General features: G+C 56.7%; 23 protein-coding genes, 1 tRNA gene and 1 rRNA gene. 17 read left to right on the top strand and 8 right to left on the bottom strand.

All coding sequences use genetic code 11. From position 1 onward, the window contains the following. The first annotated feature begins 69 nt into the window (after positions 1–69). Complete coding sequence (locus BM131_RS14350; RefSeq protein WP_090190587.1) at positions 70–633, top strand: carboxymuconolactone decarboxylase family protein; 564 nt, start codon at positions 70–72, stop codon at positions 631–633. Positions 634–673: 40 nt separating this feature from the next. Here BM131_RS14350 and BM131_RS14345 read toward each other — a convergent pair whose 3' ends face one another. The 5 genes from BM131_RS14345 to BM131_RS14325 all read right to left on the bottom strand — a co-directional run bounded on the left by BM131_RS14345 (position 674) and on the right by BM131_RS14325 (position 5,872). After that, positions 674–1,804: a patatin-like phospholipase family protein gene (locus BM131_RS14345; RefSeq protein WP_090190586.1), complete on the bottom strand. Its 1,131-nt coding sequence runs from the start codon at positions 1,802–1,804 to the stop codon at positions 674–676. Positions 1,805–1,858: 54 nt separating this feature from the next. After that, positions 1,859–2,122 carry a hypothetical protein gene (locus BM131_RS14340; protein WP_090190584.1) on the bottom strand — a complete coding sequence of 88 codons (264 nt, stop codon included), beginning with the start codon at positions 2,120–2,122 and terminating at the stop codon, positions 1,859–1,861. A 170-nt stretch (positions 2,123–2,292) separates the two neighbouring features. Continuing rightward, a complete protein-coding gene (locus BM131_RS14335; protein WP_090190583.1) occupies positions 2,293–2,967 on the bottom strand; it encodes a response regulator in 675 nt (224 codons plus the stop codon). Then, positions 2,964–4,409, bottom strand: coding sequence for an ATP-binding protein (locus tag BM131_RS14330; protein ID WP_175499355.1), 1,446 nt, complete (start codon positions 4,407–4,409; stop codon positions 2,964–2,966). Before BM131_RS14330 ends, BM131_RS14335 begins: the two co-directional genes overlap by 4 nt. Before the next feature lie 95 nt (positions 4,410–4,504). After that, complete coding sequence (locus BM131_RS14325; RefSeq protein ID WP_090190580.1) at positions 4,505–5,872, bottom strand: MATE family efflux transporter; 1,368 nt, start codon at positions 5,870–5,872, stop codon at positions 4,505–4,507. 347 nt (positions 5,873–6,219) lie between these two features. Between BM131_RS14325 and BM131_RS14320 the strand changes: the two genes are divergently transcribed. From BM131_RS14320 to BM131_RS14295, 6 genes are all read left to right on the top strand, one after another. Then, entirely contained in the window at positions 6,220–7,323 is a 1,104-nt protein-coding gene (locus BM131_RS14320; protein ID WP_090190678.1) for an ABC transporter ATP-binding protein, read from the top strand. Then, positions 7,320–8,315, top strand: a complete 996-nt coding sequence (locus BM131_RS14315; protein WP_090190578.1) for an ABC transporter permease — start codon at positions 7,320–7,322, stop codon at positions 8,313–8,315. The genes BM131_RS14320 and BM131_RS14315 overlap by 4 nt, the downstream gene beginning before the upstream one ends. A gap of 12 nt (positions 8,316–8,327) precedes the next feature. Next, positions 8,328–9,209 carry a carbohydrate ABC transporter permease gene (locus BM131_RS14310; protein WP_090190576.1) on the top strand — a complete coding sequence of 294 codons (882 nt, stop codon included), beginning with the start codon at positions 8,328–8,330 and terminating at the stop codon, positions 9,207–9,209. A 29-nt stretch (positions 9,210–9,238) separates the two neighbouring features. After that, positions 9,239–10,804, top strand: a complete 1,566-nt coding sequence (locus tag BM131_RS14305) for a type 2 periplasmic-binding domain-containing protein (RefSeq protein WP_245754259.1) — start codon at positions 9,239–9,241, stop codon at positions 10,802–10,804. Between the two features lie 80 nt (positions 10,805–10,884). Next, complete coding sequence (locus BM131_RS14300; RefSeq protein WP_090190574.1) at positions 10,885–13,218, top strand: DUF4962 domain-containing protein; 2,334 nt, start codon at positions 10,885–10,887, stop codon at positions 13,216–13,218. A gap of 24 nt (positions 13,219–13,242) precedes the next feature. Continuing rightward, complete coding sequence (locus tag BM131_RS14295) at positions 13,243–13,986, top strand: SDR family NAD(P)-dependent oxidoreductase (protein WP_090190573.1); 744 nt, start codon at positions 13,243–13,245, stop codon at positions 13,984–13,986. 51 nt (positions 13,987–14,037) lie between these two features. Here BM131_RS14295 and BM131_RS14290 read toward each other — a convergent pair whose 3' ends face one another. After that, the gene (locus BM131_RS14290) at positions 14,038–14,349 is read right to left on the bottom strand and encodes a cupin domain-containing protein (RefSeq protein WP_090190571.1); all 312 of its coding nucleotides are present in this window, start codon (positions 14,347–14,349) and stop codon (positions 14,038–14,040) included. A gap of 161 nt (positions 14,350–14,510) precedes the next feature. Here BM131_RS14290 and BM131_RS14285 point away from each other — a divergent pair, with 161 nt between their 5' ends. The 10 genes from BM131_RS14285 to BM131_RS14240 all read left to right on the top strand — a co-directional run bounded on the left by BM131_RS14285 (position 14,511) and on the right by BM131_RS14240 (position 24,884). Continuing rightward, positions 14,511–15,455 carry a sugar kinase gene (locus BM131_RS14285; protein ID WP_090190570.1) on the top strand — a complete coding sequence of 315 codons (945 nt, stop codon included), beginning with the start codon at positions 14,511–14,513 and terminating at the stop codon, positions 15,453–15,455. Positions 15,456–16,427: 972 nt separating this feature from the next. Continuing rightward, positions 16,428–16,724 (top strand): hypothetical protein, encoded by a 297-nt coding sequence (locus BM131_RS14280; RefSeq protein WP_090190568.1) that lies wholly within the window; start codon positions 16,428–16,430, stop codon positions 16,722–16,724. After that, positions 16,721–17,302 carry a hypothetical protein gene (locus tag BM131_RS14275; protein WP_090190567.1) on the top strand — a complete coding sequence of 194 codons (582 nt, stop codon included), beginning with the start codon at positions 16,721–16,723 and terminating at the stop codon, positions 17,300–17,302. The genes BM131_RS14280 and BM131_RS14275 overlap by 4 nt, the downstream gene beginning before the upstream one ends. Before the next feature lie 705 nt (positions 17,303–18,007). Further along, positions 18,008–19,195, top strand: coding sequence for a tyrosine-type recombinase/integrase (locus BM131_RS14270; protein ID WP_090190565.1), 1,188 nt, complete (start codon positions 18,008–18,010; stop codon positions 19,193–19,195). After that, positions 19,167–19,964, top strand: a complete 798-nt coding sequence (locus BM131_RS14265; protein ID WP_090190564.1) for a hypothetical protein — start codon at positions 19,167–19,169, stop codon at positions 19,962–19,964. The genes BM131_RS14270 and BM131_RS14265 overlap by 29 nt, the downstream gene beginning before the upstream one ends. A 136-nt stretch (positions 19,965–20,100) precedes the next feature. Beyond that, entirely contained in the window at positions 20,101–20,304 is a 204-nt protein-coding gene (locus tag BM131_RS14260; protein WP_090190562.1) for a helix-turn-helix domain-containing protein, read from the top strand. Beyond that, the gene (locus BM131_RS14255) at positions 20,301–20,612 is read left to right on the top strand and encodes a hypothetical protein (RefSeq protein WP_217646870.1); all 312 of its coding nucleotides are present in this window, start codon (positions 20,301–20,303) and stop codon (positions 20,610–20,612) included. Before BM131_RS14260 ends, BM131_RS14255 begins: the two co-directional genes overlap by 4 nt. Beyond that, the gene (locus BM131_RS20540) at positions 20,612–22,660 is read left to right on the top strand and encodes a hypothetical protein (protein WP_090190561.1); all 2,049 of its coding nucleotides are present in this window, start codon (positions 20,612–20,614) and stop codon (positions 22,658–22,660) included. The genes BM131_RS14255 and BM131_RS20540 overlap by 1 nt, the downstream gene beginning before the upstream one ends. A 238-nt stretch (positions 22,661–22,898) precedes the next feature. Further along, complete coding sequence (locus BM131_RS14245; protein WP_139222639.1) at positions 22,899–23,777, top strand: retron St85 family effector protein; 879 nt, start codon at positions 22,899–22,901, stop codon at positions 23,775–23,777. Between the two features lie 174 nt (positions 23,778–23,951). Further along, positions 23,952–24,884, top strand: coding sequence for a retron St85 family RNA-directed DNA polymerase (locus BM131_RS14240; protein ID WP_090190557.1), 933 nt, complete (start codon positions 23,952–23,954; stop codon positions 24,882–24,884). A gap of 265 nt (positions 24,885–25,149) precedes the next feature. On the opposite strand, the gene BM131_RS14235 is transcribed toward BM131_RS14240, so the two are convergent. Both BM131_RS14235 and rrf read right to left on the bottom strand, forming a co-directional pair. Beyond that, positions 25,150–25,226, bottom strand: a tRNA-Met gene (locus tag BM131_RS14235). Between the two features lie 84 nt (positions 25,227–25,310). Then, a 5S ribosomal RNA gene (rrf, locus tag BM131_RS14230) occupies positions 25,311–25,425 on the bottom strand. Positions 25,426–25,476: the final 51 nt, after the last annotated feature.

Here is a 25,476-nt window from a genome sequence, read left to right as displayed (position 1 = left end):
ATCGCTCAAATATATCCATACCGCCCTTCAGAAGCGGCACACTCCGGTGCTGCATGATAGGAGCTTCACATGTCCACTCTTGACCGCCTTGACGAAACCAACGCCCCCGAAAAATCCATCCCGCTGATCGAAAAGTCCAAAGCTGCCTTTGGTCGCCTGCCCGGCCTGCACAGCGTTCTGGCCGGCTCTCCTGCCGCATTCGAAGGCTATCAGGTTCTGCACCGCCTGTTCGCAGAAGAAACCGCCTTTGACGCCGACGAAAAGACCGTTGTCTGGCAGGCCATCAACGTCGAACACGCGTGCCACTACTGCGTGCCCGCCCACACTGGCATCGCCAAGATGATGAAGGTCGACGACGCGATCTCTGACGCGCTGCGCGACGAAACGGCTCTGCCGACGGCCAAGCTGGAAGCACTGCGCACCTTCACCCTCGCCATGGTGCGCGAGCGGGGCAATGTCAGCGACGAAACGCTGCAGGCCTTTTACGACGCAGGTTACGAGCAGCGCCACGTGCTGGAAGTCATCCTTGGCCTCGCGCAGAAAGTGATGAGCAACTACACCAACCACATCGCCAACACGCCGGTTGATCCGATCATGGAAAAGTTTGCCTGGACCCCTGTGTCCGAGCGCTAAGACCTGCGGCCCGGCGCGCTATTTGTGCGCCGGGCCGTCATCACATGACGTGCCAAAGTGCACCGTCAATTGCGCGATCATACCCATGGCGATACATCGCGTTCATATACGCAGTCGAAAAACGATCCGACGGATCAAAGACAATCCCCGAATCCGGACGAACCGCCGCCACTGAAAGTGACAGACCATTTGCATGCGCAAACAGCGTCGTCGCATCCACCGCAGCATCCGCAATCGCACGCGTATTGGTCGTCAGCGCCGCTTGCGAAATCGCAAGGGCGGATCGCGATACGATATTTGGCGCAGGATCGAGCGTATTGTTGATCAACACATAGACGCTGCCCCTGCCCAGCTTTGAATGCACCTGTGTCAGCGCAAATTCCGGGATCGCCAAAAACTGCATATGGATGCCGCCATCCATATGGGATTCCGCATAGCGCACGCCGCCGACCTCGAACTGCAAATCAACCGGCGAAAACAGGCCCGGCAGCGCGGACGATGCCCGCATGACGCCGCGAAACAAATCATAGCGTCCGGCCTGCGCAATCGCGCCCATGTTCCAGATATGAGCCCGCGCACTGTCCAGCTCTGATGTGACCACGAACATCCGTGCCCCAGCAGCATGGCGGACGGCAACAGCGTCAATCACCTCTGGCGGCGTGAAATGCGCGATTAAGTCTGCCAAGGGCGCGGTGTCATAAAGTGCATCGCTGAAAACGGCATTCAACGGGCGCATTTTCATGATGTCATTCGCCCCGTATTCCGTAAAAATGCGGCGCAGCATGTCGTCTTGTTCAGTCCCTAAAAAGGCAAAAGGCGCAATCAAAGCCCCGGTCGATACGCCTGTGACGATATCAAACTTCGGCCGTGTTCCGGTCTGCGACCACCCCACCAAAGCCCCCGCACCAAATGCACCGTCTTCGCCGCCGCCAGATACCGCAAGCGTACAGGGCGCGTCAGCCACGGTCGCCGTCGGCAAATGCTGCGCCCAGATGTCCGGCCCAGCGCTGGCCAGCAACCGGAACGCAGCCAGCGGATCCGGCACATCGATGGATTGCGTGGACACCGTAGGCCCGTTCGTGCCCGCACAGGCCGTCAGACCCGTAGCCGCTAGGCCAGCCAGAAACCGGCGGCGCCCCAACACCGGGGCCGCTTCATTCAGAATATTCACGCAAAAGTCCTAGCTGAGGTTTGTAAGGGGAACGGCAGATCGCGCGCGGTGCGCTTACAGCGGCAAGCTGCACACATCCTCTGGCGCAGCTTCGCCGCAAGGGGTGGCAGTTTCCAACGGCAAGGCTTCAACCATGATGGCAGCGGGAACGGATAACGCAGCCTCTGCGCGGGCGGACGACAGGCCCAAATCAACGGCCAACAACGCGGCCAACAGGGCCGCGGCGGCAAGCATACAGGACGGCCGCCACCGGACGACTGTCGAATAGAACTTTTGTGATGCGCCTGATCGCTTGGGGTTCAGAGGTGTCTGCGTCATGATCGTATGGCTCCTGTGATGGCATTATTCGCCTTGTGCAAAAGCTGTTTGCCACACCGCGAAGGAGCCATGATGAAGCGAATATGCAACCAGCGTGCAGGCCGCGAAAAAACGCAATTAGGTGTTTTTCCGACAGTCCGCCCGCAAGGCATAAGCCCAGACGTCAGGTTCTAGCCATCGAAGGCATAGCCGACACCGTAAACCGACCGGATCGGATCGTTCGGGGTGACCGCTGCAATCTTGCGACGAATATTCCGAATGTGACTGTCGATCGTCCGGTCGAAGACATCCGTGTCACCGGGAAAGGCGTGTTCCAGCAAGGCATTGCGGGAAAACACGCGGCCCGGGCGGTTCGTCAGACACTGCACAATCATAAATTCACGCCGCGTCAGGTCCAAGGGTTGCCCGTCCAGTGTCGCGCTCCAACGATCCGCATCCATCGTGATCCGGTCCTTTGGCGCATCTGTACCGGACACGCGCCCAGCGCTGCGCCGCAAAATCGCTTGCACACGGGCAACCAATTCGCGCGGCGAATAGGGTTTGCACAGATAATCGTCCGCGCCCATGCCCAGCCCCAAAAGGCGGTCAATCTCCTCGACCTTGGCGGTCGTCATGATGATTGGCACGTCACTGCTGCGCCGCACCTCTTGGCAGATGACAAGTCCGTCGACGCCGGGCAGCATCAGGTCAAGCACCAGCAAATCATAGGCACCGGTCAGCGCCGCTTCGGCCGCGCCGGTCCCTTCGGCAAGGGTATCAACCTGCATGCCAGCGGCGATCAGGTAATCGCGCACGACCTCGGCCAGTGCGATTTCGTCTTCAATGATCAGGATACGGGTCGTCATAAGGGTGCCTTTGGTAGAACGATTGCAACACATAGCCCGCCAAGCTCCGATAGGCTGGCTGAAATCGTGCCGCCGTGACTTTCGACGATGGCTTGGCACACCGACAATCCCAACCCAGACCCGCCATAGGCGCGAGAGCGCGAGGATTCAGCGCGAAAGAACCTCTCGAACAGGCGCGGAATATCTTCAGGGCGCGGCCCCGGCGGGGTGTCGTCAACGGTCAGATGAAACGCCGTTTCCACGTCGAAAATGCACAGCCGCACGGTGCCCGGCGCATTGGTATAGCGCGCTGCATTCTGCATCAAATTGTCGATCACTTGCCCAATCCGTATCCGGTCGCAGATCAGCGGTGCGGTGCTTGGCATATCCAGCGACAACGTCAGGCCTTTATCTGCCAGATGCGGCTTCACCACTTCGGTGACGTCCAAAACGATATGGCACAAATCCTCTGGCCGCATGGTGGCGGTCATGCCCCCTTCACGGGCATGGGACAGCGTCTTTATATCCTGCACCAACCGCGACAATCGCAGCACGGCAGAGTGCATGGCCGACATGGTCAGCGCATTCGGAACGCGGATGCCGTCCTGCACCGCCTCGATCTGTGCGCGCAGGGTGGCCAACGGGGTCTGCAATTCATGGCTGGTGTTCGACATCCACTCTCGCTCTGCCTTGTCGGTCTGTTCCAGCGTCGCGGCCAGCGCGTTGTAGTGTCCAACCAACTGCCCCAACTCGTCCGTGCGATCCTGCGGAATACGCGCGGTATAGTTGCCAGCGGCCATGGTTTTGGCCCCCGCGGCCAGATGCCGGATCGGGATTAAAATCTGACGCGACACAAACCACGCCGCGAGTGCAGAGACGGCAATCGCAATCAGCGCGGCAAGGCCAAGCGAGGCATATTGCCCACGCAAAAAGAACTGATCGCCGCCGCTGACATCCGCCAGCGGCGCACGCAACGCCAGATAACCAAGGACAGCGCCGCTGGCACAATCACCGCCAGCGCAAATCGCGCGTCGCTCTATCACGCCGGACTGACCGGGGGCGCCTGCGATACGCTCTCCCGCAGGGCCAAGCAGGATGAGCCGTTCTAGTATCGACATCCCGCCCATCCCTGGCGGTCCAGCAGGCGGCGGGCCGCCGGGCTGATCACCTTCAGCAGGGCGCTGCGGCCGCACGGGCGGCGTGTCCTTTTGCCGAACCAATTCCCCCCACGCTTCGGGGCTTGCCGCCAAAGAGGCCCAGCCAGATGGCGCAGCTGGGTAATCTTGCGCCAAAGCCAAGGTCAGATCGTCAAAGCGCGACAACTCTCCACGCAGCAAATAGCGGGCAAAGCCGTCGCGCATCGACAGCGCGACAAGCAACGCCATGATGGCAACGACGACAACGGCAGTGGCCGCAATCGCGACAAACAAACGCACGGCGAGTGAAGACTGGATTCGGGTCATGCCGTCCACTTTCACACAAATATGCAAGAATGATGCACGCAAGTCCTGCATCGGCATAAATATAAAGCGGAACGTTTACCTTTGTGCAGGCGCGCCTAAGCGCCGCCAGCCTGTCCGGTTTTCCATTTCCCCTTGAACAGACGCATGTGAAAGGCCGGAAACTTGACCAGTTCCTCGACCAGAAGCAGGGTGAACACCCATGTCACCGACAAATCGAAATACAGGATCATGATTGCCGTTAGCGGGATGCGGACCAGCCACTGCCCGCCAACAAAGATATTCATGACATAAATCGTGTCGCCCCCTGCCCGCAGCGTATTGCCGCAAATCGCGTTCGACCCCTTGGGAAACGGCAAGATCAGAAGGACGGGCAGAAAGCTCATCAATGCAAACTTCGTCTCGTCCTGCAGGCCTTGATAGATCCAGCCAGAGGCAAGACACACAAACAGATAGGTCACTGATACCAGCGCCGCCGCGACGAAGGCGATCCGCCACGCGCGCCGCAAAAAGACATCAAGCGCGGCACTGCTATACGCCTTGCCCAGCAACTGCGCGACAATGATCCCCGTCGCCTGCGCCCACGTAATCCCCAGCGTGCCAGCGATCTGCACCCACGGCATCATCAGCGTCATGGCGGCGAACTGGTTCACGCTCATCTTGGCATAGATCAGCGCGGCAGCACTATTCGCGACGGTGCTGCTGCCAAAGGTGGCGGCGATCGGCAGCGCAAAGAAAAGGTGCCGCTTGGTCGCGATCCAGAATGATCCCTGCCGCCACCCCGAAACATCGCGGTACCAACGGTTCTGGCGGTAAAATACCGCGCCTAAGAACCCTGCCCGCAAAATCGACGATACCGCGCTGCCCACCGCCGCGCCGGTCAGCCCCATTTGCGGCAGGCCAAACAAGCCATAGATCAGGACAACGCTGCACGCGACGTTCGCGGGCACCGCGATCAGATAGCTGTAGAACGGCACTTTGGTCTGGCCGCTGCCGTCAAAATGCCCTGACAGGCATTGGCCGACCGCCTCGCTGAGCACGACAAACATGAACACGCCCAAATAGCGTTGCGCTTGCGCGGCGATGTCCGGGGTATGCGCCAGCGATTGCACGATGCCGCCAGCGAACAGCCAGACGCCGACGATACCGATGAGGGCGACGCAGAGGTTGATTGCCAGCCCGCAGTAGAACCCGGATTTCAGATCGACGGGATGGTTCGCGCCAAATGCCACCGCGACGCGGATCTGTGTTGCATTGGAAAACGCGAGCAGAATGCCCAAAAGCAGCGTCCCGATGGCAGCTGCAAGTCCCATAGCGGCCAGCGATTCTTCGCCCAGCGCCGCGATCAGCAGCGAATCCGTCACCACGATGCCATGCAGCATCATCGCCTTCAGCGTAAGCGGCCAAGCGAGTTGAAAGATGTTCCATGTGGTCGGAATCGGCGCGGTGCTGGCGGTTTCGCTCATATTCAGCAATCTTTACAAACGATTAAAATAACCCGTCCGCAGCACAACCATGACCTGTGCAATCTAACGAAGCCGCAACTATGCCGCAGCGCGCATTCGGGTCTCATATTTGGTCTTTCGCAATCTTCCATTGCAGAGCAACAAAAGTTAACCGCGATAAAACAAGCAGTTACATCGGCGGCTCGACGCTGATGACCGTAAATTCCGGCCATCCCCCCTCAAATTAAATCTAGTATGCCAGATCGTTTACTAGTATACCAGATGGACTGGTAGGAATTTATGGATTCGTGCTGCCAGGGACGAAGCGGTGCGTCGCGCCGTGGATTGCTTTTGTGGGGGGAGAGTTCATGTCAGGCGTGCAGTTAAAAGGCATCGTGAAAACGTATGGCGCGGTCGAGGTCGTCCATGGGATCGATCTTGATGTCGCTGAAAAGGAATTTGTGGTGCTGGTCGGCCCGTCGGGTTGCGGCAAGTCCACGACCCTGCGGATGATCGCCGGGCTAGAGGAAATCTCTGGCGGCGAGCTGACGATCGACGGGCGCATCATGAACCGCACCGCCCCCAAAGATCGCGACGTGGCGATGGTGTTCCAAAACTACGCGCTTTACCCGCACTTGAACGTTGCCGACAACATCGCCTTTGGCCTGAAAATCCGCAAGGAAAGCAAGGAACACATCGCGTCCGCGGTGAAAGAAGTCAGCGGCATCCTTGGCCTGACCGATTATCTGGAACGCCGCCCCGCCGACCTGTCCGGGGGCCAGCGCCAGCGCGTCGCCATGGGCCGCGCGATTGTGCGCCGCCCCAAAGTGTTCCTGTTTGACGAACCGCTGTCCAACCTTGACGCAAAACTGCGCACCCAAATGCGCGCCGAGATTAAGCGCCTGCACAAACGCCTTGGCGTCACCAGCATCTACGTCACCCACGACCAGGTCGAGGCGATGACGCTGGCCGACAAGATCGTCGTCATGCACGACGGCCGCATCGAACAGATCGGCACCCCGATGGAACTGTTCCTGAACCCCGCCAACGCCTTTGTTGCGGGCTTTCTTGGCGCGCCGCCGATGAACCAGATTAAGGCGACCATTGCCGCTGGCGACACCGGTCCGGTTGCTATGTTCGGCGACCAGACCCTTGCGCTGGCCCCGCTGGCCGACCTGCAAAACGCCGTTGGCCGCGAAGTAATCGTCGGCGTGCGTCCCGAATACGCCGCTATCGTGACGGAAAATCAGCCCGGCGCTGTCCGCTGCGGGTTGGAGCTGGTGGAAACACTCGGGTCAGAGGCGCTGTTGCACATGACGCTAGGCGATGCGCCTTTTGTGATCCGCACCGAAACGCTTGGTAATTTGGACCGCCTGAATGCGGTCAACGGCTTTACCGTCGCGCCAGAGCTGATCAAGATTTTCGACGGCAAAACCGGGTTGGCCCTATCCGGCCAGACGCGTGCCGCATGAGCATGCAAGAGGATCATACTGGCGGATCGACCGAGAAACTGGTCGCCGAAGCCAAAGAAGCCCTGCGTTATCGCCACCCGAGCCGCATCCAAAAGGTCGGCGATCACATGCGCCGCGAATGGCAGCTTTACCTGCTGCTGGCCCCGACGATCATTTGGCTTTTGGTGTTCCTTTACACGCCAATGTACGGCCTGCAGATCGCGTTCAAGGATTACAGCATCTTTCGCGGCGTAGCGAACAGCCCTTGGATCGGGCTTGAGCATTTCCACACTCTTTTCGGCAGCGATCAGTTCATTCGCGCGCTGAAAAACACGATTTACATCAGCCTTCTTAGCCTCGCCTTCGGCTTTCCCGTGCCGATCCTTCTGGCGCTGATGTTTAACGAAGTGCTGAACCAGACCTTCAAGAAGACCGCGCAGACCATCGTCTATCTGCCGCACTTCATCTCTTCGGTGATCATCGCCGGTATCGTCATCACGGCGTTTTCGCCCTCTGCCGGTATCGTGAACACCATTCTGGAATGGTTCGGCGTTGATCCGATCTACTTCCTGACCAAGGCCGAATGGTTCCGCCCGATTTTCGTCGGCACCACGATCTGGCAAGAGGCCGGTTTCCAATCCATCGTCTATCTGGCCGCCATCGCTGGCGTGTCGCCAACGCTGTACGAAAGCGCGGTCGTCGACGGCGCTTCGCGCTGGCAGATGATGTGGAAGATCACCGTGCCGTCGATCATGCCGACGATCATCATCATGTTGATTATCCGCATCGGCAACATGCTCGAAGTGTCGTTCGAGATGATCATCCTGCTGTACCAGCCGGCCACGTATTCCACCGCCGATGTCGTGAACACATTCATCTATCGGCAAGGTTTGCAGGGCGGACAGTACGATCTTGCCGCCGCAGCGGGCCTGTTCAACGCTGTCGTCGCCTTCGTCCTCGTGATGACTGCGAACACTGTGTCCAAGCGCTATTCGCGCACATCGCTTTGGTAGGGGACTGAAATCATGGCTAAAATGAACCTCTATTCACGCGGCGACAAAGCCTTCGTAATCCTGAACATGGTGCTGATTGGCATGTTCACGATCTCGGCCCTGTATCCGTTCATCTACATCGCGTCCCTGTCCATGAGCTCTGGCTTCGAGGCGCGCGCTGGCAACGTGCTTCTGACGCCAGTGGGCTTCACGCTAGAGGCTTACAGCCGCGTGCTGTCAGAGCCGATGTTCTGGATTTCGTACAAAAACACCTTCATCTACACCATCGGCGGCACCCTGATGAGCCTCGCGTTCATCATCCCCGGTGCCTACGCCCTGTCCCGGCCCCAACTGTACGGGCGCCGGTTCTGGAACCTGATGGTGGCCTTCACCATGTGGTTCCACGCAGGCATGATCCCGTTTTTCCTGAACATGCGCGACCTGAACCTGCTGGACAGCTATTTCGGCATCATCATCGGCTTTGCGGTCAGCGGCTTTAACATCATCCTGCTGCGCAACTTTTTCGAAGGCATCCCGCAGTCTTTCGAAGAAGCAGCCCGAATGGACGGCGCTAACGAGTTTCAGGTGCTGTGGAAGGTCTACATGCCCCTGTCGAAACCGGCCATCGCGACCGTTGCGCTGTTCTGCATCGTGTCACGCTGGAACGGGTTCTTCTGGGCGATGATCCTGCTGCAGGACGAAGGCAAAATCCCACTGCAGGTCTATCTGCGCCACGTCATCATGGAACTGTCTGACGACGAAGAATTCGCCAGCACCCTAATCAACGCGGCCTACTCGTTCGAAACGGTCAGCGCGGCGATCATCGTCTGCTCGATCATTCCGATCCTGCTGATCTACCCGTTCCTGCAGAAATACTTCAACAAAGGCATCCTTCTGGGAGGGGTGAAAGAATAACTGACGACCGCATCTAGGGAGGAAACCAAATGCGACATCTTACACTGACTTCGGCGATCCTGATGACCACGGCGATGACTTCGCCCGCCTTCGCAGAAAGCCACCTGCAAATCGTTGACGAACCGCTTGAGCTGACGATCCACATGCACTGGCCTCGCGCCCAAGGCTACGGCGTTGGCGGCGATGCGTCCAAGATCTATCCGGTCGAAGAAGCGGCGCGCGCGATGACCAACATCTTTCTTAAGGATGCAACGGCCGGTGCAAACTCGACCGATAGCGCCGAGGCGATGAACCTGATGCTGGCCCAAGGCAAACTGCCCGACATCGTCGGCGGTCACCTGATCCAACAGCCTGTGAACGAATACGGTCCAGAGGGCGCATTTGTGCCGCTGAACGATCTGGTCAAAGAACACGCGCCTAACATCCAAAAGTTCTGGGACGAACACCCAGAGCTGCAAGAAGCGATCTCTGCCTACGACGGCAACTATTACTACATCCCATACCTGCCCGATGGCGAATTCGCCCGCGCTTGGTACATCCGTCAGGACTGGCTGGACGTGCTGGGACTGGAACAGCCGCAAACAGTTGAGGAATACCACGACGTCCTCGTCGCGTTCCGTGACGGCGACCCGAACGGCAACGGCAAGAAGGACGAAATCCCCTTCTTCTCGCGCCAGTGGGAAGAAGTGAACCGCCTGCTGACCCTGTTCGACGCCCGCTCTTCCGGCTCTGACACCTATCACGACTTCTATGTCGATGACGCTGGCGCCATCGTGCACCCCTATGCGCAAGACGCCTACCGCGACGGTTTGGCCAATATCGCGCAGTGGTATGCCGAAGGCCTGATCGACCCGGAAATCTTTACCCGTGGTTCGTCCTCGCGCGATTACCTGCTGTCAGAAAACCTTGGCGGCTCGACCCACGACTGGTTCGCGTCCACCTCTGGCTACAACGCAGCACTGGCTGACAAGGTCGAAGGCTTTAACTTCATCCCCTTCCTGCCGCCCGCATCCACGTCCGGCGTGCGCATGGAAGAGCATCGCCGCATCCCGATCAAACCCGATGGCTGGGCAATCAGCTACATGAACGAACACCCCGTCGAGACGATCAAATACTTCGACTTCTACTTCACCGAAGAAGGCCGCAATCTGGCGAACTTCGGCGTTGAAGGTAAGACATGGGATATGGTCGACGGTGAGCCAACCTTTAAGCCAGAAGTGCTCAGCAGCGACGTCGCCGTGAACAGCCAGATGTATCTGGAAGGCGCACAAATCCAGCGCGGCTTCTTTCAGGACTACCGCTACGAGCTGCAGTGGACATCCCCAGAAGCACTGGAAGGCATCGCGCTGTACGAAGCCAACGATCTGCTGATCCCGCAATTCCTGGGCGTCGCGTTCAACCAAGAAGAGCAGGCCACCTTTGACAAGTACTGGCCGTCGATCCGCACCTACATGCTGGAACGCCAGCAGGCTTGGATCCTTGGCGCAGGCGACGTGCAGGCCGAATGGGATGACTACGCCGCGACCCTCGACAAGATGGGCTACCCACAGGTCATCGAAGTCATGAACGCCGCCTACGCGCGTCAGTACCAGTAACAGTTCCTCCCGAGCAGAGGTGCGGCCGCCTAGGTGGCCGCACCTCACCCTCTCCTTTGATCCGATCAGAAAGCACTCCGATGCCTCCTCGCACAACTCCCATGCTGGACGAGCCCAAGACTGGACGTCTGACCATTCAATACGGGCCAGCTGACGGCTTTGCCGTGGCTGAAAACCCGCCGCGTTTCACATGGCTTCCGGTGATCGAGGACGAGGCGCACTACGTGCTGCGTATGTCGACCGACCCGTCCTATCCCGCCAAATCGACCCACACATTTTCCGGCATTGCGCTGAACTTTTTCACGCCTGATACCGTGCTGCCTGCTGGCAACTACGTCTGGTCCTACGCCGTCTGCGACGACGCTGGCCAACCCGTTACCGCATGGAGCAGCGATCGCAGCTTTACCGTCGCAGACGGTTTGCCCGAAACGCCCCTTGCCAGCCGCAAGACCCGCTTTGCCACCGCAGACCGCAGCCACCCGCGCCTGTGGCTGACGCCAGACCGGCTGGATCAATTCCGCAGCGATATCGCGGCCGACGCAGACCATTGCACATGGTCCACCTTCTTTGACAAATCCGTGCTGCCGTGGATGGACCGGGACATCATGCCCGAACCAGCTGGCTATCCGGATCACAAGCGCACCGCGCCGATCTGGCGTCAGACCTATATCGACTGCCAAGAGCTGCTTTACGCGATCCGCCATCTGGCCATCGGCGGCCAAGTCACCCGCGACGCCGATATGCTGGCCCGCGCCAAAGACTGGCTGCTGTCCGCCGCCGCGTGGAATCCTGCGGGCACAACCTCGCGCAGCTATACTGACGAATGGGCGTTCCGCGTGAACGTGGCCCTCGCGTGGGGCTATGACTGGCTTTACGACCAGCTGACCGAAGAAGAGCGTACGACCGTCCGCACCGCCCTGCTTGCCCGCACCCGCGAAACCGCAGACCACATCATCAAGCACGCGAACATTCATCTGTTCCCCTTTGACAGCCACGCCGTGCGCGCCGTGTCTGCCGTGCTGATCCCCGCATCAATCGCCCTGCTGGACGACACACCAGAGGCAGAGGGCTGGCTGAACTATTCCATCGAATTCCTGTTCACCGTCTATTCGCCTTGGGGCGACAAAGACGGCGGCTGGGCCGAAGGTCCGCACTATTGGATGACCGGCATGGCCTATCTGATCGACGCGGCGAACCTGCTGAAAAGCTATACTGGCATCAACCTGTATGACCGCCCGTTCTTTCAGCGCACCGGTGATTTCCCGCTCTATACCAAAGCCCCCGACACCCGCCGCGCCACCTTTGGCGACGACAGCACCATGGGCGATCTGCCCGCGGTCAAGATCGGCTATAACCTGCGCCAATACGCCGGCGTCACCGGCAACGGGGCCTATCAGTGGTATTACGACGAAATTAAGCGCACCAATCCCGGCACGGAACAGATGTTCTATAACTGGGGCTGGTGGGACTTTAACTTTGACGAGCTTGCCTACCGCACCGATTTCCCGATTATTGACGCCGTCCCCCCTGCGGATGACGACCAGTTCCGTTGGTTCAAAGGCATCGGCTGGGTCGCGATCCAGCACCGGATGCAAGACCCGGAAAACCACATCCAGTTCGTGATGAAATCCTCGCCCTATGGCTCGATCAGTCACAGCCACGGCGATCAGAATGCCTTTTGTCTGGCAGGGTTTGGCGAAGATCTTGCGATCCAGTCCGGCTATTACGTGGCCTTTAACAGCACCATGCACCAGAACTGGCGCCGCCAAACGGTGTCCAAGAACGCGATCCTGATCAACGGTAAGGGTCAGTATGCGGGCAAGGACAAGTCGCTCGCGATGCAGTCCACAGGCAAGATCAACATCGCCGAAGATCGCGGCGATCACATCTACATGCAGGGCGATGCCACAGCGGCCTATCAAACGCTGTCGCCTGAAATCACCTCTGTGCTGCGCGACGTCTATTTCGTGAATAACGAATACTTCGTCATCGTCGATTCCATCGACGCCGATGAACCGGTCGAGGTCAATTTCCTGCTGCACGCAAATGCGCCCATGACACTGGGCGACACAACATTCCGCTACACTGGCGAGAATGCTGGCTTTTACGGCCAGTTCCTGTGGTCAGAGGCCGGCGTGCCGACCCTGACCCAGCAAACCGGCTTTCCCGATGTCGACCCATCAGAGATCGAGGGGCTGCCCGTCAGCACCTGTCTGAAGGCGACATTCCCGAAAGCTATTCGTCACCGCATCGCAACCTTGCTGGTGCCCTATCCCACAGCCGCACCGCGCCGGATCTTCAGCTTTTTGGATGATCAAGGCTACGACTGCGACCTGTACTTCACCGATGCCGACGACCGCTCTTTCCGCGTCATCGTCCCCAAGACATTCGATGTCGGCACAACGCCGGCCTGATAAAATAAACTGGAAGGAAGACACATGAAACTTCAAGGCAAAACAGCAATCATCACAGGTGGCGGCCGCGACATTGGCCGCGCTTGCGCAATTCGACTGGCAGAAGAAGGCGCAAACGTCGCCATCAACTACTTTTCCAGCAGCGAAGGTGCAGACAGCGCCGTGGCTGAAATCACCGCCGCTGGCGGCAAGGCATTCGCGCTGCAGGGTGATCTGAACACCCAAGAAGGCGTCGATGCACTGGTCGGCAAAGCTGTCGCAGATTTCGGCAGCGTCGACATTCTGGTGAACAACACCGGCGGCCTGATCGCACGCAAGAAAATCTCCGAGATGTCATTGGAGCATTGGAACGCGGTCATGGACCTGAACCTGACCAGCACGTTCCTGATGGTTAAGGCGTGCCTAGAGCACATGACAACCGGCACGATCGTCAACCTTGCCAGCCAAGCTGGCCGTGACGGCGGTGGCCCCGGTTCGGTTGCTTATGCGACGTCCAAAGGCGCTGTTATGACCATGACACGCGGCTTGGCGAAAGAGCTTGGCCCGAACATCCGCGTCAACGCTCTTTGCCCCGGTATGATCGACACGGACTTCCACAACGTCCACACTAAGCCAGAGGTCCGCACCTTTGTCGAAAACGCATCCCCGGTGAAACGTCAGGGCCTGCCCGTCGATATCGCCAATCTGGTGCTGTTCTTGGCTTGCGACGACAGCGCGTTCATCACGGGCGCAAACGTCGACATCAACGGCGGCATGCTGTTCAGCTAAGCGCGGTGACAATGCAAAGGCGGGCCAATCACTGGCCCGCCTTTTTCGTGCTTACAAAAAGTCGTCGCGCCGCGGCGTAAAGCAATCCACCAGCAACCCCGGCTCCAGACAGACACAGCCATGCACGACATTTGACGCCACGACAAAGCTATCGCCAGGTCCGACTTCGGTCACTTCGCCGTCCACCGTAAAGCGAAAGCGACCCTCTTTGACGAACGTCGATTGCACATGCGGATGATTGTGCAGCGCGCCCTCTGCCCCCGTCGCACCGAACCGAAAGGCGACAACCATCAGATCGGGGTGATCTGCTAGCACTTGCCGCGTGACATGCTCGCCTGTGCTGACGACCGGAAATTCACTCATATCATTTGCCTCCTGTGATATGCCCGCCCTTGCCCGCACCCATATGCGCCTTGCAGATCCACGATCTGGCGCTGAAAGTGAGGGGCAAGAATTATCGTTAATCTTGCAATCATATCGCCTGGTTGCAATGGTATACTAGTCTAACACCTGAAGGCCGCAACATGACCTCCTCCCCGATCTTATCCCCCACCGCCCCGGCAACCGCGCTGCGTTTTTTATCGATCGGCGAATGTATGGTCGAAATGGCCCCCGGCGACGCACCGGGCGCGTTTCAGATGGGTTTTGCCGGCGATACCTTCAACACGGCGTGGTACATGCGCGCCCTGCGGCCTGACATCACGACGCAATATTTCACCAAAGTCGGCACCGACGCGGTGTCTGATGCTATGCTGACAAAGATGACGGACGCTGGCATCGACATCGCCCACGTCGCCCGCTCTGCCAACAGCACCGTCGGCCTTTACATGATCTCGTTGAATGATGGAGAGCGCAGCTTTTCCTATTGGCGGTCCCAATCCGCGGCAAAGCAGCTGGCCAGCGATAGCCAAGCCTTGGCGCAGGCCATGGGATCGACCGATCTGATCTATCTGTCGGGCATCACTGTTGCGATCCTTGACCCCGCCGGCCGCGACGCCCTGCTGGACGCCGTCCAATCCGCGCGCCGACACGGCAAGACCGTCGCCTTCGATTCCAACCTGCGACCCCGTCTATGGGCCAACGAAAAACAGATGACCGAAACCATTATGCGCTTCGCACAGGCCTGCGATATCGTCCTGCCGTCCTTCGACGACGAAGCCGCACATTTTGGCGACGCCACCATTCAAGACACGCTGGACCGCTATCGCAACGCCGGGGCCACCACAGTGGTGGTCAAAAACGGCGGCGGCGATATCCTTTACGCACACGCAGGCGAAACCACGACCGTCACCCCGCCCCCTGTCAGCAAAATCGTAGACACGACCTCTGCCGGGGACAGCTTTAACGCCGGTTTCTTTGCCGGGCTAGATAAGGCGCTCTGTATGGAAGACCGCATTTTGGCGGCCTCCCGTATCGCAGCACAAGTCATCGCCGCCAAGGGCGCATTGGTTCAGCTCAAGAACATCTAAGTCCCTCGATAGGCCATAAACTACGACCTACTCCCGGCATCATAGCGCGCTTGGGCGGGTTTCGATTTGTTGTTCCATCAAATGCGATACTTGCATGTCCGGATCGGACCGAAAGGGTCAATAGGCGGACGAGCGCAAGATCACCAAAACCAATCAGGCCATCAGGCGGCTCTTAATCTCTTTAAGGACCCAATCGAGAACGCGTCGTTCTTATAGCCGATCGCGTCCGCTTGCAGCGAGCGCTAAGGTAGTTCAGCAAATCCTTGAAACAGGTTGTCCGACAGCGGCTGACCTCATAACATGCGAAGACGCCCATGTTGTTAGGCTCAAGACGCTGCTGTCTGCGTACCCAAGTGATTGTCAGTCGAGCGTCTTTGACGTCGCTGCGAACTGTCAGTGACAATACGATTTTAGCAAAGCTGACATCGGTGGGCAGCGAAGCAAACGTCCGGTCCGAACCCACGTAGCAAGATTGCAGCTTCGCAACGATTGCCAGCTATTCAGAGACATTCAAAAACCGTCAACGACGGCACGGGTTTGGAACAAGGAGGCCGCCGAGCCCCAATTTATTTCCGGATGATGCCATTGCCTGGCGGGCCCGACATCCCTCGCTTCAAAATCGTGGGACAGCCCACCGTCGGCTTCGACATGATCGAGAAAGCGGACGCTTGTATCTGATCCAATGAAAACATTATTTTTGTGCAGAACCAGTATGCAGGGATGGCGAGGACGTGATCGCCGTGGTCGACTTCTTTCCGCATGAGATGCTGTCGATACTCGCCACTGGAAGAGCCACCTGATAAGCTAAAAAAATTACGCCCCGCGGGCGTAAGCTCGCGGGGCGCTGGTGCTACAAAATAATTTTTTTCTGCTAATGCAGTCCCAATTTGAGACTTGCCCTCACAGATGTCAATTCCTATCGTTGAAGGCCTGACGGGTCTGACAAATTTATCGTCGCGTAGAAAGGTTGCTATGAAAAGGCTCGCTTCAATCGCTCATCTTAAGGAGCTGCTCCTCGGGATGGAGCGGGATCTTGGGATCGATGATTTAGGGTCGATTCAAAAGGACATTGTCTATGCCGCTACCATCTTGTCCGAGACCAATGGCACAACCGTTGAGACGGACGAAATCCGCAAGCACGCATTGCTTGCTGGCGTGCCACGCAGTAGCTTCTTCCGAGCTATGAAGGACGTCGTAGATGCCGGCTATCTTGTCCATAGCAATGAAAAAAAGCGATCAACCTATTCATTATCAAAGAAGTTGACGTGACCATTTCAGAATCCGGTCGAAATCTTGGCAGCCTACTTATCGCGTTCGCTCTTATATCTATCGCATATTTAGCGGCTTTTAGCCTCTCGATGGATGTGCTTTTGCCGTGGCAACAGCAATACACCCCTGAGATGGCAGCCTATGCAAGCCTCCTGTTCCTACCTCATGGGGTTCGGGTGCTATCAGCTTGGCTGATGGGGTGGAAGGCGATCCCTCTCCTGCTACCGGCCGCAGCATTTACCCACTGGCTCAACTTCGGCTTCTCCGGGTTCACACCGCTTCAGATCATCGGACTGATGTCAGGTGTCGTCTGTGCCGTTGTTACATTTTGGGCACTGGCACGCGCTGGCATGGATTTTCGCATCACCTCAGGCACCCGTGCGAACTGGCGAGACATCCTGATTGCTGGTTGTATCGCATCCGTCATCAATACCGGCGGCATGTTGCTAGCCTTCCAGCAAGCCGCTTCAACATCCGCTGGATATCTCGTCGGTGATGTTTCTGGGATGTTTGCCTGTATGCTAATACTGATGCTTGCCTTTAAGGTGTTGCGCAGATTTGAAACCGTGAGCGATTAGGTCCCACAGAAATTAGTCGCTCAACAAAAGAAGCGCGTCGCCAGCACTACGAAGTTGTTGATGTCAGACTCGCGCCATTTGTCATTGGCTTTTCGTAGTTACCGACACAAGCTTTGTTAAACTTGTCCGCCCAGCCGATATTCATCGCAAATTTTCGATTTTAAAGATCAAACCATCCGCTCCGCGCTTTCGGTCATTGATCCGGAAGTAGGGCCTTGAGATCGTCAGATCCCCGGACTTCTTAGATTTACTCAAAATTCAATTTATGCAGATATAAGAATACGCTGCTGCCTTCGAATGCGTCGTGACTTGCACAATCCGGCCTATCCAGGAGACTCGCAGATCAGTGTTGACGGACGCGATTGGTTGTCCTCCTCGGGTGTCCCTATCGCCACAGCAGCGCGTTGACGCTGTGTGCTTCCACGGTGCTTCCACGGCAAAACGCGAACGCAGAAAGCCACCCGAAGGTGGCTGGTAACATAATGATATTATAAGGAAGATTTGGTTGCGGGAGTAGGATTTGAACCTACGACCTTCAGGTTATGAGTCTAACGGTCCATTGTTTGCGCTGCATTGCTGAACATCTTTTAACCTATCTAAAACAGCAATTTAAGTCCATATTTGCTTTGCTCAAGACAACTGCTGATTGTCCATTTTTGCGCTCTAGTGTAGCACCATTGTAGCACCGCATCTGAGGACAGGCATATGGCAAGCTTTGAGATCAACTTCACCAAAGCGGCCCTTTCGGCAGCCAAGGCAGCTGAAAAGGGCAAGCGGGATTACTATTACGACGGCAAGGAAAAGGGTCTGGTCTTGGCGGTCACGGCGGCAGGCAGCAAAACCTTTTACCTCTACAAGCGGATCGACGGACGGCCTGAACGGCTGCTGCTGGGTAAGTTCCCAGACCTGACGGTAGAGAACGCCCGCAAGCTGGCGGCGAGCGCCAAGGGCGAGATCGCGATGGGTGAGAACCCGCAAAAGGCCAAGCGGGCGATCCGCGATGAAATGACCTTTCAGGCGCTGTTCACCGAATACCTGGAAAAGCATTCCAAGGTGCATAAGCGCTCCTGGGCCTATGACGAGCGGGAGGTGAACAAGTTCCTGCGGCATTGGTTCAAGCGCAGAATCTCCAGCATTGAAAAGCCGGAGGTGGAGCGGCTTCACGCCAAGGTCGGCAAAGACAGCGGACTGTATCAGGCCAATCGGCTTTTGGAGCGTATTCGCTCAATCTTTAACAAGGCGGCGGATTGGGGCTGGCAGGGCGTGAACCCGGCGACAGGCATTAAGAAATTCCGCGAACAAAGCCGGGATCGGTTTTTGCAGCCTGACGAATTGCCCCGCTTCTTTGCGGCCTTGGCGAATGAGCCCAATGAGGCCGCGCGGGATTTCTTTATGATCTCGCTTTTGGCGGGGGCGCGCAAATCCAACACGCTTGCGATGCGCTGGGAAGAGATCAACTTCCACGCAGCCACCTGGCGGATTGCGCTAACGAAGAATAGCGACCCGCAAATCGCGCATCTGTCGCCTCAGGCCATGACGATCCTGCAAGAGCGCAAGCTGCACTCGCTCAGCCCTTGGGTCTTTCCAGGCAACGGCGCAAAGGGCCACCTAGCGGACCCGAAAAAAGCCTGGGCGCGTATCTTGAATGAGGCAGGTATTGCCGATCTGCGCATTCACGACCTACGCCGCACCCTGGGCAGCTGGCAAGCCGCCACCGGGGCCAACAGCTATATCATCGGCAAAACCCTAGGCCACCGCAGCCAGCAATCCACGGCAGTCTATGCCCGCCTGAACCTTGATCCTGTCCGGCACTCTGTCAACAAGGCCACCGATGCAATGTTTGGATATGTAGGAGCGCCAGCAGATGAGCCGGACACCGAAGAGAGACCCTGAGCCTTGGCAGCGCCTGCTGACGAGTGCCGACACCTACCACGATCTTTGCGAAATCTATCCCGCCGCATTCTTTGAGAGCTTTGCCACCCGCTTTAATCGCGAGCCACATCCGATGGCGCTGTTCAAAGGCGTGATCGACACAGGCCATGCCTATGTGCGCGGCAAATGGTTAAAGCAGGCCGAGAAGAGCAAATTGTTGCAGTATTCCGGCGTTCACATGATGAGCGCAGGCGTCTCAGCGCGGCAGCTGTCCAAGGCGTTGCAACAACTCAGCAAGAGCGACCTTGCGAACCAGATGGTCAGCGCAACGCTGGCGAAAGTCCTGGCAGCTGACACCAGCCGCCCGTTGGCTTCGAAAGCCTATATCTGTCCCGCTGCCCCCAGCGGCCCACAATCACGGCTCGACGTGGTAAAGGAACTGGCCTCCGCCCTGGAAGCGGCGATTGATCAGATCATCACTCTACCCCTGGACGATGACGATGCGGCAGAGGCCCGCGAGCGGGCTTTCACCTTCGTCGCGGACGCCAACCGCACCAAGGTCAAAGTGCTGCCGAAGAACTTCGCGCTGGAAGAGGCCGCGCGGACCTTCCAGCCGCTTTGGGAGGAGTTCTCTACAGTCGCTTACATCCGGGGCCGCTACAAACAGGAGATCAGCCGCTATGACAGCGAGCCTGGCAGAGCCCTACACCAGATCATCCGTAAACTTGATTCCACCGTGGCGGAAAGCTTGGCCGGAACCGCCATCGAAAAAATCAGAGCACAGCTTTAAGTTGTCTTATGTAGCGATTGGCGCATCACTTTTTCCTATGTAAGGGATTTGACGCCGGGCGACAGCAATAGCGGATAGCCCTACATATCTGCGACTTTCTCAGCATCGATAACTTAAGCTGAGAAAGCCTTATAATATGAACTATCCACTGCAAAAACCGAACCTCCTGACGCCGCAAGACGTGGCAGAACGGCTTGGCGTGTCCACGACAACGCTGGCGACCTGGCGCTGCACCAAACGCTACGCCCTGACCTACATCAAGGTCGGACGCCTTGTGCGGTATCGCCTAGCCGACCTAGAAGCCTTTGAAGCGTCCCGCGAACATGAGGTGGGGCTATGAGCGCTCAAACCAAATGGCGCAGCGTATCCTTCGTTGTGGTCAATATGGCCTGCTTGAACCGCTTCCCTGACCTCTTGGCAGCCTGGTTGCCCGATGGGCGGCGCTGCGGCCAAGAATGGGTGGCCCGCAATCCGACCAGGGCAGACCGCCGCGCCGGATCATTCAAGGTAAACACCGTGACGGGACGCTGGGCAGACTTCGCCACAGGTGACGCAGGCGGCGATCCTGTCAGCCTTTACGCTTACATAAACGGGCTGACGCAAACCGACGCGGCCCGCACTCTGGGCAACGAATGGGGGCTGAAATAATGCGCGACAATCTCAAGGCATTACGCCATCCGAAAGCAGGCGCACCAACAACGCAGCACTTCTACTGTGACGACCAGGGCAACACCGTTTTGATCGCCAATCGCTTTGAGCGCGGCGGCGGCGATAAGTTCTTTATCCCCTATGACGTGACAGCCGAAACCTGGACAGCCTTGGACAGCCGCCCACTATATCGCTTGCCCGAACTTCAGGCCGCAAACCTAGATCGCCCGATCATCGTGACCGAAGGCGAGAAATGCGCCGATGCTTTGGCGACACTTGGCTTTATTGCGACGACGACCTTTGGCGGATCGAACGCGGCTCGCAAAACCGACCTTGCACCCCTTACAGGGCGGCGCGTTATCGTATGGCCCGACCACGACGAGCCAGGGCAGAAATACGCAACGCAAATCGCTGATACCTTACATAGGGAATTTAAGACCGCGGCGAAGGTGATCCCGATCTCTGACGCGCTCCTATGTAAGGTAATGGTACAGAGTTCAGCCGATCCGGCAGCACAGCCTGTTACCTTACATAAGGGATGGGACGCCGCTGACGCCATCGCGAGCGGCTGGGGCGTGACTGAGATCAATCGGCTTATCGCCCTTACGTTAGATGATGGCCCGCCACCGCCTGAAGCTGACGACGCTAGCGTTGACGTCCCACTCTTTGAGGACGCCGACCTGTGGCACAGTCCGGACAAGACGCCCTTCGCTACGATCCGACGCGGCGATCACTTTGAAACCTTCGCCCTAGGCAGCGGCGGCTTCAAACGGCTGCTGGCGTATGAGTACTTCCAGGCCAAGGGCAAGACGCCCGCCGCTGCCAAGCTGGACGACCTGTCGCGGCAGTACATCGGCCAGGCCTTGTTTGAAGGCGAAACTCATCCGGTATTCTTCAGGATGGGCCAAACCGAAGATGGATTTGCCTTGGACCTGGGCGGGGCTGATTGGTCGGTGATCGATATTGACGCCGAGGGCTGGCGCGAGAGGCCTATGGGCAGCCCGCGTTTCCGCCGCTCGCCTGGTATGGCGGCCCTGCCCCGCCCTGTGCGTCATGGGGCCGATCTCGAATGCTTGCGGCCATTCGTGAACGTGCGCAACGATGATGACTTCAAGCTCATCGTTGGCTGGCTCCTAGGCGCGTTACGACCTGAAGGACCCTACCCGCTGCTTATCCTGACAGGGGAGCAAGGCAGCGCCAAAAGTACGACGGCCAAAGTCCTGCGCCGCCTGATCGATCCGGCAGAACTGGATAGCCGTAGCTTCCCAGGTGATGAGCGGGATTTAATGATCGCGGCACAGAATGGGCATGTGTTGGCCTTCGACAATCTCTCGCGGATCAAGCCCGCGATGGCTGACGCGCTGTGTCGCCTGGCGACAGGTGGCGGCTTCGCCACCCGTAAGCTGCACAGCGATGCCGATGAGGTGCTCTTCAAGGCGACACGGCCGATCATCCTGAACGGCATTCCGGAACTGGCAGAGCGGCCTGACCTGGCCGACAGGGCCATTAGCCTCAATCTACCCGTGATCTCTGAAACCCGCCGTGAATATGAGGCCGACTTCTGGCAGCGCTTTGAGGCGGCCCGCCCTGCGATCCTGGGAGCATTGCTGAACGCCGTATCAGGGGCGATGGCCGCCCTGCCCTCTGTGCGACTCTCAGAGCGCCCCAGGATGGCCGACTTTGCAAAATGGGTCACTTCTGCCGAACAAACGCTTGGATGGCCTCAAGGGAGCTTTCTGAGCGCCTACAGCGCCAATCGCAAAGAGGCAGAGGAAGCGGCGCTCGAATGCAACGCGGTCGCCAGCGCCATCCTGACGATGATCCAGGCGCAGAGCCATTGGGAAGGCACAACTGCCGATCTCATTACGTATCTACGTAAGCGCTATCCGGCGATCACTGAAGGCAGCGACGCCTTTCCGCGCCAGCCCGCAGCCTTTGGCACCGAACTGCGCCGCATCGCACCCCTGCTCCGGTCGCGGGGCGTGATCGTTACGCACACCCGCACCGGGAAGGAACGCCGCCGCATTATCGAAGTGACGCTGACCTAAACAGCCGTCCGCCCTGTCCGCCCCCGTCCGCCATCATAATCAACAGGGCTTGGCGGCGGACAGCGGCGGACAGGGCGGACGGCAGAATGGGTTAGTGGCGAATTCACTATAGCAGAACCGAGCAGGCATTTGCCTTCAATATCAATTCTTAAACCTAGGCGTCAAAGAACCACTACTGGTGCCCTAAAGAACACTATTTTCACTGAGCCCGACGAATGCTGACAAACCAAGCTTGAGTATGAAACAGGCTTACAGCTACTGTACGAGTATGTTGATCCAACCCACCCTCCTCAACGATAAAGCACAAAAAGTGCAATCGAAGATTTTCGTTTGCGGCCCAGGCCTCACCTCAGGTCGCGTAGACATCCGGAATCTGGCTCGAACTGAGTTAGAGAAGATGCAGAATGTCACCGTCGTTTATGGTGAAGAGATCGAGAGTGAATTCTCATATTCTAGAAAAGGGATGGACCTACAGACCTTGGAAGCGCGGTTTGCTCATGATGTTGACTTCACGCTTCTAATACTGGAATCAGCTGGATCGATAGCCGAACTTGGAACCTTCACGCAACTTCCGCATCTACAGGACCGATTGGTAGTCTTGGTACCTAATAATTTTTTTCGGGCGGAAAGTTATATAGCTCGCGGCCCACTAAGCTTGCTTTCAAAAAGAAACCCGCAAAACGTAATTTACTTTAATAGCTCTCACCAGTCTGAAATGATTGATCGAGTCCTATACCCGCTTACTTTTTATAAATATGCGCACCATGTGTTAGGAGGAGAGTATATCAACAATACTCGAATCTCACGAATGAGACGCCGACGCATTATCCCATACAGCGACTACATCAGCGACGTTCGAAATTCATTCCACAAAGCAATAACCTTGATCGGAATACTTGTCGGCGATCATCCTAGTTATTCTGAGTTATTAGTCCTCACCGGACTGGGGCCAAGCCAGCTAAATGCAAGCCTAAGAGACCTCTTCTTGGAGGAAAAAATCGCTAAAATTCCAGCAGCAAAATATCACTCAATTAATGGCTTTGATGATCCGATCCTAAAGCCCTTCAGCACTACCGCGATCAGTCTGGCGCGCGCAAAGTTACTAGCTACTACTTGACGTTTACCGCTCACTATGGTGGCATGCCTCATATCCTAGCAATTCCCTAGCGGGAGACACAACGCTATCGTTGTGTGCACGAAAAGTACGTAGAAGCCTTCATTCCAATCGAAGTCATAGGCTCTTCGCCTAAGAAATCGATTGAAATGAATCTAGACAGTGAAGAAGTAGGGTATGAATGCTGCGGAGGATAGCTTGAACCTGAGGGATATATCCTCATTTCTAGGCTTTGCTCCGCAGCATATTTTTTATTTGGTCGAAAATCCGGATAAGTTCTACACAACCATCAGGATACCAAAAAATTCAAAGCCCCACTCCTTTAGGACACTAGATATTCCGTACACCGAACTAAAGGGTGTCCAACGAGCGATGAACCGTAAAATTCTTCAAAAGCAGCCGCTAAGTGAATGTGCTTATTCATATGTTAGCGGGAAATCCATTTTTAGCGCGGCTCGAGAATTTTGCGGTGGCAAGGCAATCCTGAAAATGGATATTCAAGACTTTTTCCCCAGCATAACGGGACCACGCGTCGTCGGACTATACAAAAGCCTGGGATTCACCGACAGCGTCGCATACATTTTATCCCAATTATCTCTAAGAAATAATAGTATAGCTCAAGGGGCCCCGACCAGCCCGGCAATATCGAATTTAATCATGAGGCGCTTCGACCGCCACATGGAGAATCTCGCGACATCTTGGGAAATGGATTATTTACGATATAGCGATGACATCTTTTTTTACAAAGACCGGAATTTTAATCATCCTAAACTAGAAGAACTAGCGACCCAAATTATTGAACATAGCGGATTTACTGTAAATGTCGCGAAAACCCGATATCATCCTCGGGGAGTTCCCAGAATAACACTTGGATTATTGACCCACGGGGACCGACCTCGGATTCCTGGCCCAGCACGCAAACAGTATCGAGCCGCTTTCTATAGAGCCTCACGCGATTTTGAATGGGCTTACGCCAATAAATCGCGACTGAAAGGTATTCTTGAATGGTATAAGAGCATTCATGGGAAAGACGACGTTTTCAATCAATACAGCGCGATTTATAGGAATATAAATACCTTAAAGATCCATACGTCTTACCGTAGTCAATAGATTGAAGTGCATACCTGAGATTGTAGCAATTTATTTGATCTGAGGTTTGACCTGGTACAACTGCCGCCGCTGGCTTTAAGCCGCTATTTAATCAGTACTAAGTTATAGCGCTTAAACTACGATTTCGTGCAGCTCGGCGATTTAACGGTACGCCTCTTACTTAAGTAGAGGTGAAAACGTAGCACCAGCGTAGCACCGTTCAAAACGGCAACGCAGAAAGCCACCCAAGGGTGGCTGTTATGTCTTTGTAATTGTTATGTAATTTTGGTTGCGGGAGTAGGATTTGAACCTACGACCTTCAGGTTATGAGCCTGACGAGCTACCGGGCTGCTCCATCCCGCGCCATTATTGGACGTTATTTTTGTCCATATGTCGCTGTATTTGTTTGTTTTATATCGTTGAGAGATACGTGTCTGTGTTTATTAGGTGTGGCAATGACTTACTCTCCCACGTCTTAAGACGCAGTACCATCAGCGCGGTGGCACTTAACTGCCGAGTTCGGGATGGGATCGGGTGTTTTGCTCACGCTATGATCACCACACCAAAAAAACACAGACCGCGGGGGATTTTATCCCCCGCGTTTTCACATCAG

The organism is Loktanella salsilacus, from assembly GCF_900114485.1.
Classification (GTDB): Bacteria; Pseudomonadota; Alphaproteobacteria; order Rhodobacterales; family Rhodobacteraceae; genus Loktanella; species Loktanella salsilacus.
The sequence above is the reverse complement of the archived record's forward strand: the minus strand, read 5'-3'. Positions and strand labels throughout refer to the sequence as shown.

What these genes read in the sequence shown, in the direction of transcription:
- BM131_RS14295 (WP_090190573.1), top strand. Translation starts at nt 13,243, where the DNA reads ATGAAACTTCAAGGCAAAACAGCAATCATCACAGGTGGCGGCCGCGAC.
- BM131_RS14310 (WP_090190576.1), top strand. Translation starts at nt 8,328, where the DNA reads ATGGCTAAAATGAACCTCTATTCACGCGGCGACAAAGCCTTCGTAATC.
- BM131_RS14350 (WP_090190587.1), top strand. Translation starts at nt 70, where the DNA reads ATGTCCACTCTTGACCGCCTTGACGAAACCAACGCCCCCGAAAAATCC.
- BM131_RS14335 (WP_090190583.1), bottom strand. Translation starts at nt 2,967, where the DNA reads ATGACGACCCGTATCCTGATCATTGAAGACGAAATCGCACTGGCCGAG.
- BM131_RS14340 (WP_090190584.1), bottom strand. Translation starts at nt 2,122, where the DNA reads ATGACGCAGACACCTCTGAACCCCAAGCGATCAGGCGCATCACAAAAG.
- BM131_RS14320 (WP_090190678.1), top strand. Translation starts at nt 6,220, where the DNA reads ATGTCAGGCGTGCAGTTAAAAGGCATCGTGAAAACGTATGGCGCGGTC.
- BM131_RS14305 (WP_245754259.1), top strand. Translation starts at nt 9,239, where the DNA reads ATGCGACATCTTACACTGACTTCGGCGATCCTGATGACCACGGCGATG.
- BM131_RS14280 (WP_090190568.1), top strand. Translation starts at nt 16,428, where the DNA reads ATGAAAAGGCTCGCTTCAATCGCTCATCTTAAGGAGCTGCTCCTCGGG.
- BM131_RS14300 (WP_090190574.1), top strand. Translation starts at nt 10,885, where the DNA reads ATGCCTCCTCGCACAACTCCCATGCTGGACGAGCCCAAGACTGGACGT.
- BM131_RS14325 (WP_090190580.1), bottom strand. Translation starts at nt 5,872, where the DNA reads ATGAGCGAAACCGCCAGCACCGCGCCGATTCCGACCACATGGAACATC.
- BM131_RS14240 (WP_090190557.1), top strand. Translation starts at nt 23,952, where the DNA reads ATGAATGCTGCGGAGGATAGCTTGAACCTGAGGGATATATCCTCATTT.
- BM131_RS14270 (WP_090190565.1), top strand. Translation starts at nt 18,008, where the DNA reads ATGGCAAGCTTTGAGATCAACTTCACCAAAGCGGCCCTTTCGGCAGCC.
- BM131_RS14290 (WP_090190571.1), bottom strand. Translation starts at nt 14,349, where the DNA reads ATGAGTGAATTTCCGGTCGTCAGCACAGGCGAGCATGTCACGCGGCAA.
- BM131_RS14315 (WP_090190578.1), top strand. Translation starts at nt 7,320, where the DNA reads ATGAGCATGCAAGAGGATCATACTGGCGGATCGACCGAGAAACTGGTC.
- BM131_RS20540 (WP_090190561.1), top strand. Translation starts at nt 20,612, where the DNA reads ATGCGCGACAATCTCAAGGCATTACGCCATCCGAAAGCAGGCGCACCA.
- BM131_RS14245 (WP_139222639.1), top strand. Translation starts at nt 22,899, where the DNA reads ATGAAACAGGCTTACAGCTACTGTACGAGTATGTTGATCCAACCCACC.
- BM131_RS14265 (WP_090190564.1), top strand. Translation starts at nt 19,167, where the DNA reads ATGAGCCGGACACCGAAGAGAGACCCTGAGCCTTGGCAGCGCCTGCTG.
- BM131_RS14255 (WP_217646870.1), top strand. Translation starts at nt 20,301, where the DNA reads ATGAGCGCTCAAACCAAATGGCGCAGCGTATCCTTCGTTGTGGTCAAT.
- BM131_RS14260 (WP_090190562.1), top strand. Translation starts at nt 20,101, where the DNA reads ATGAACTATCCACTGCAAAAACCGAACCTCCTGACGCCGCAAGACGTG.
- BM131_RS14330 (WP_175499355.1), bottom strand. Translation starts at nt 4,409, where the DNA reads ATGACCCGAATCCAGTCTTCACTCGCCGTGCGTTTGTTTGTCGCGATT.
- BM131_RS14285 (WP_090190570.1), top strand. Translation starts at nt 14,511, where the DNA reads ATGACCTCCTCCCCGATCTTATCCCCCACCGCCCCGGCAACCGCGCTG.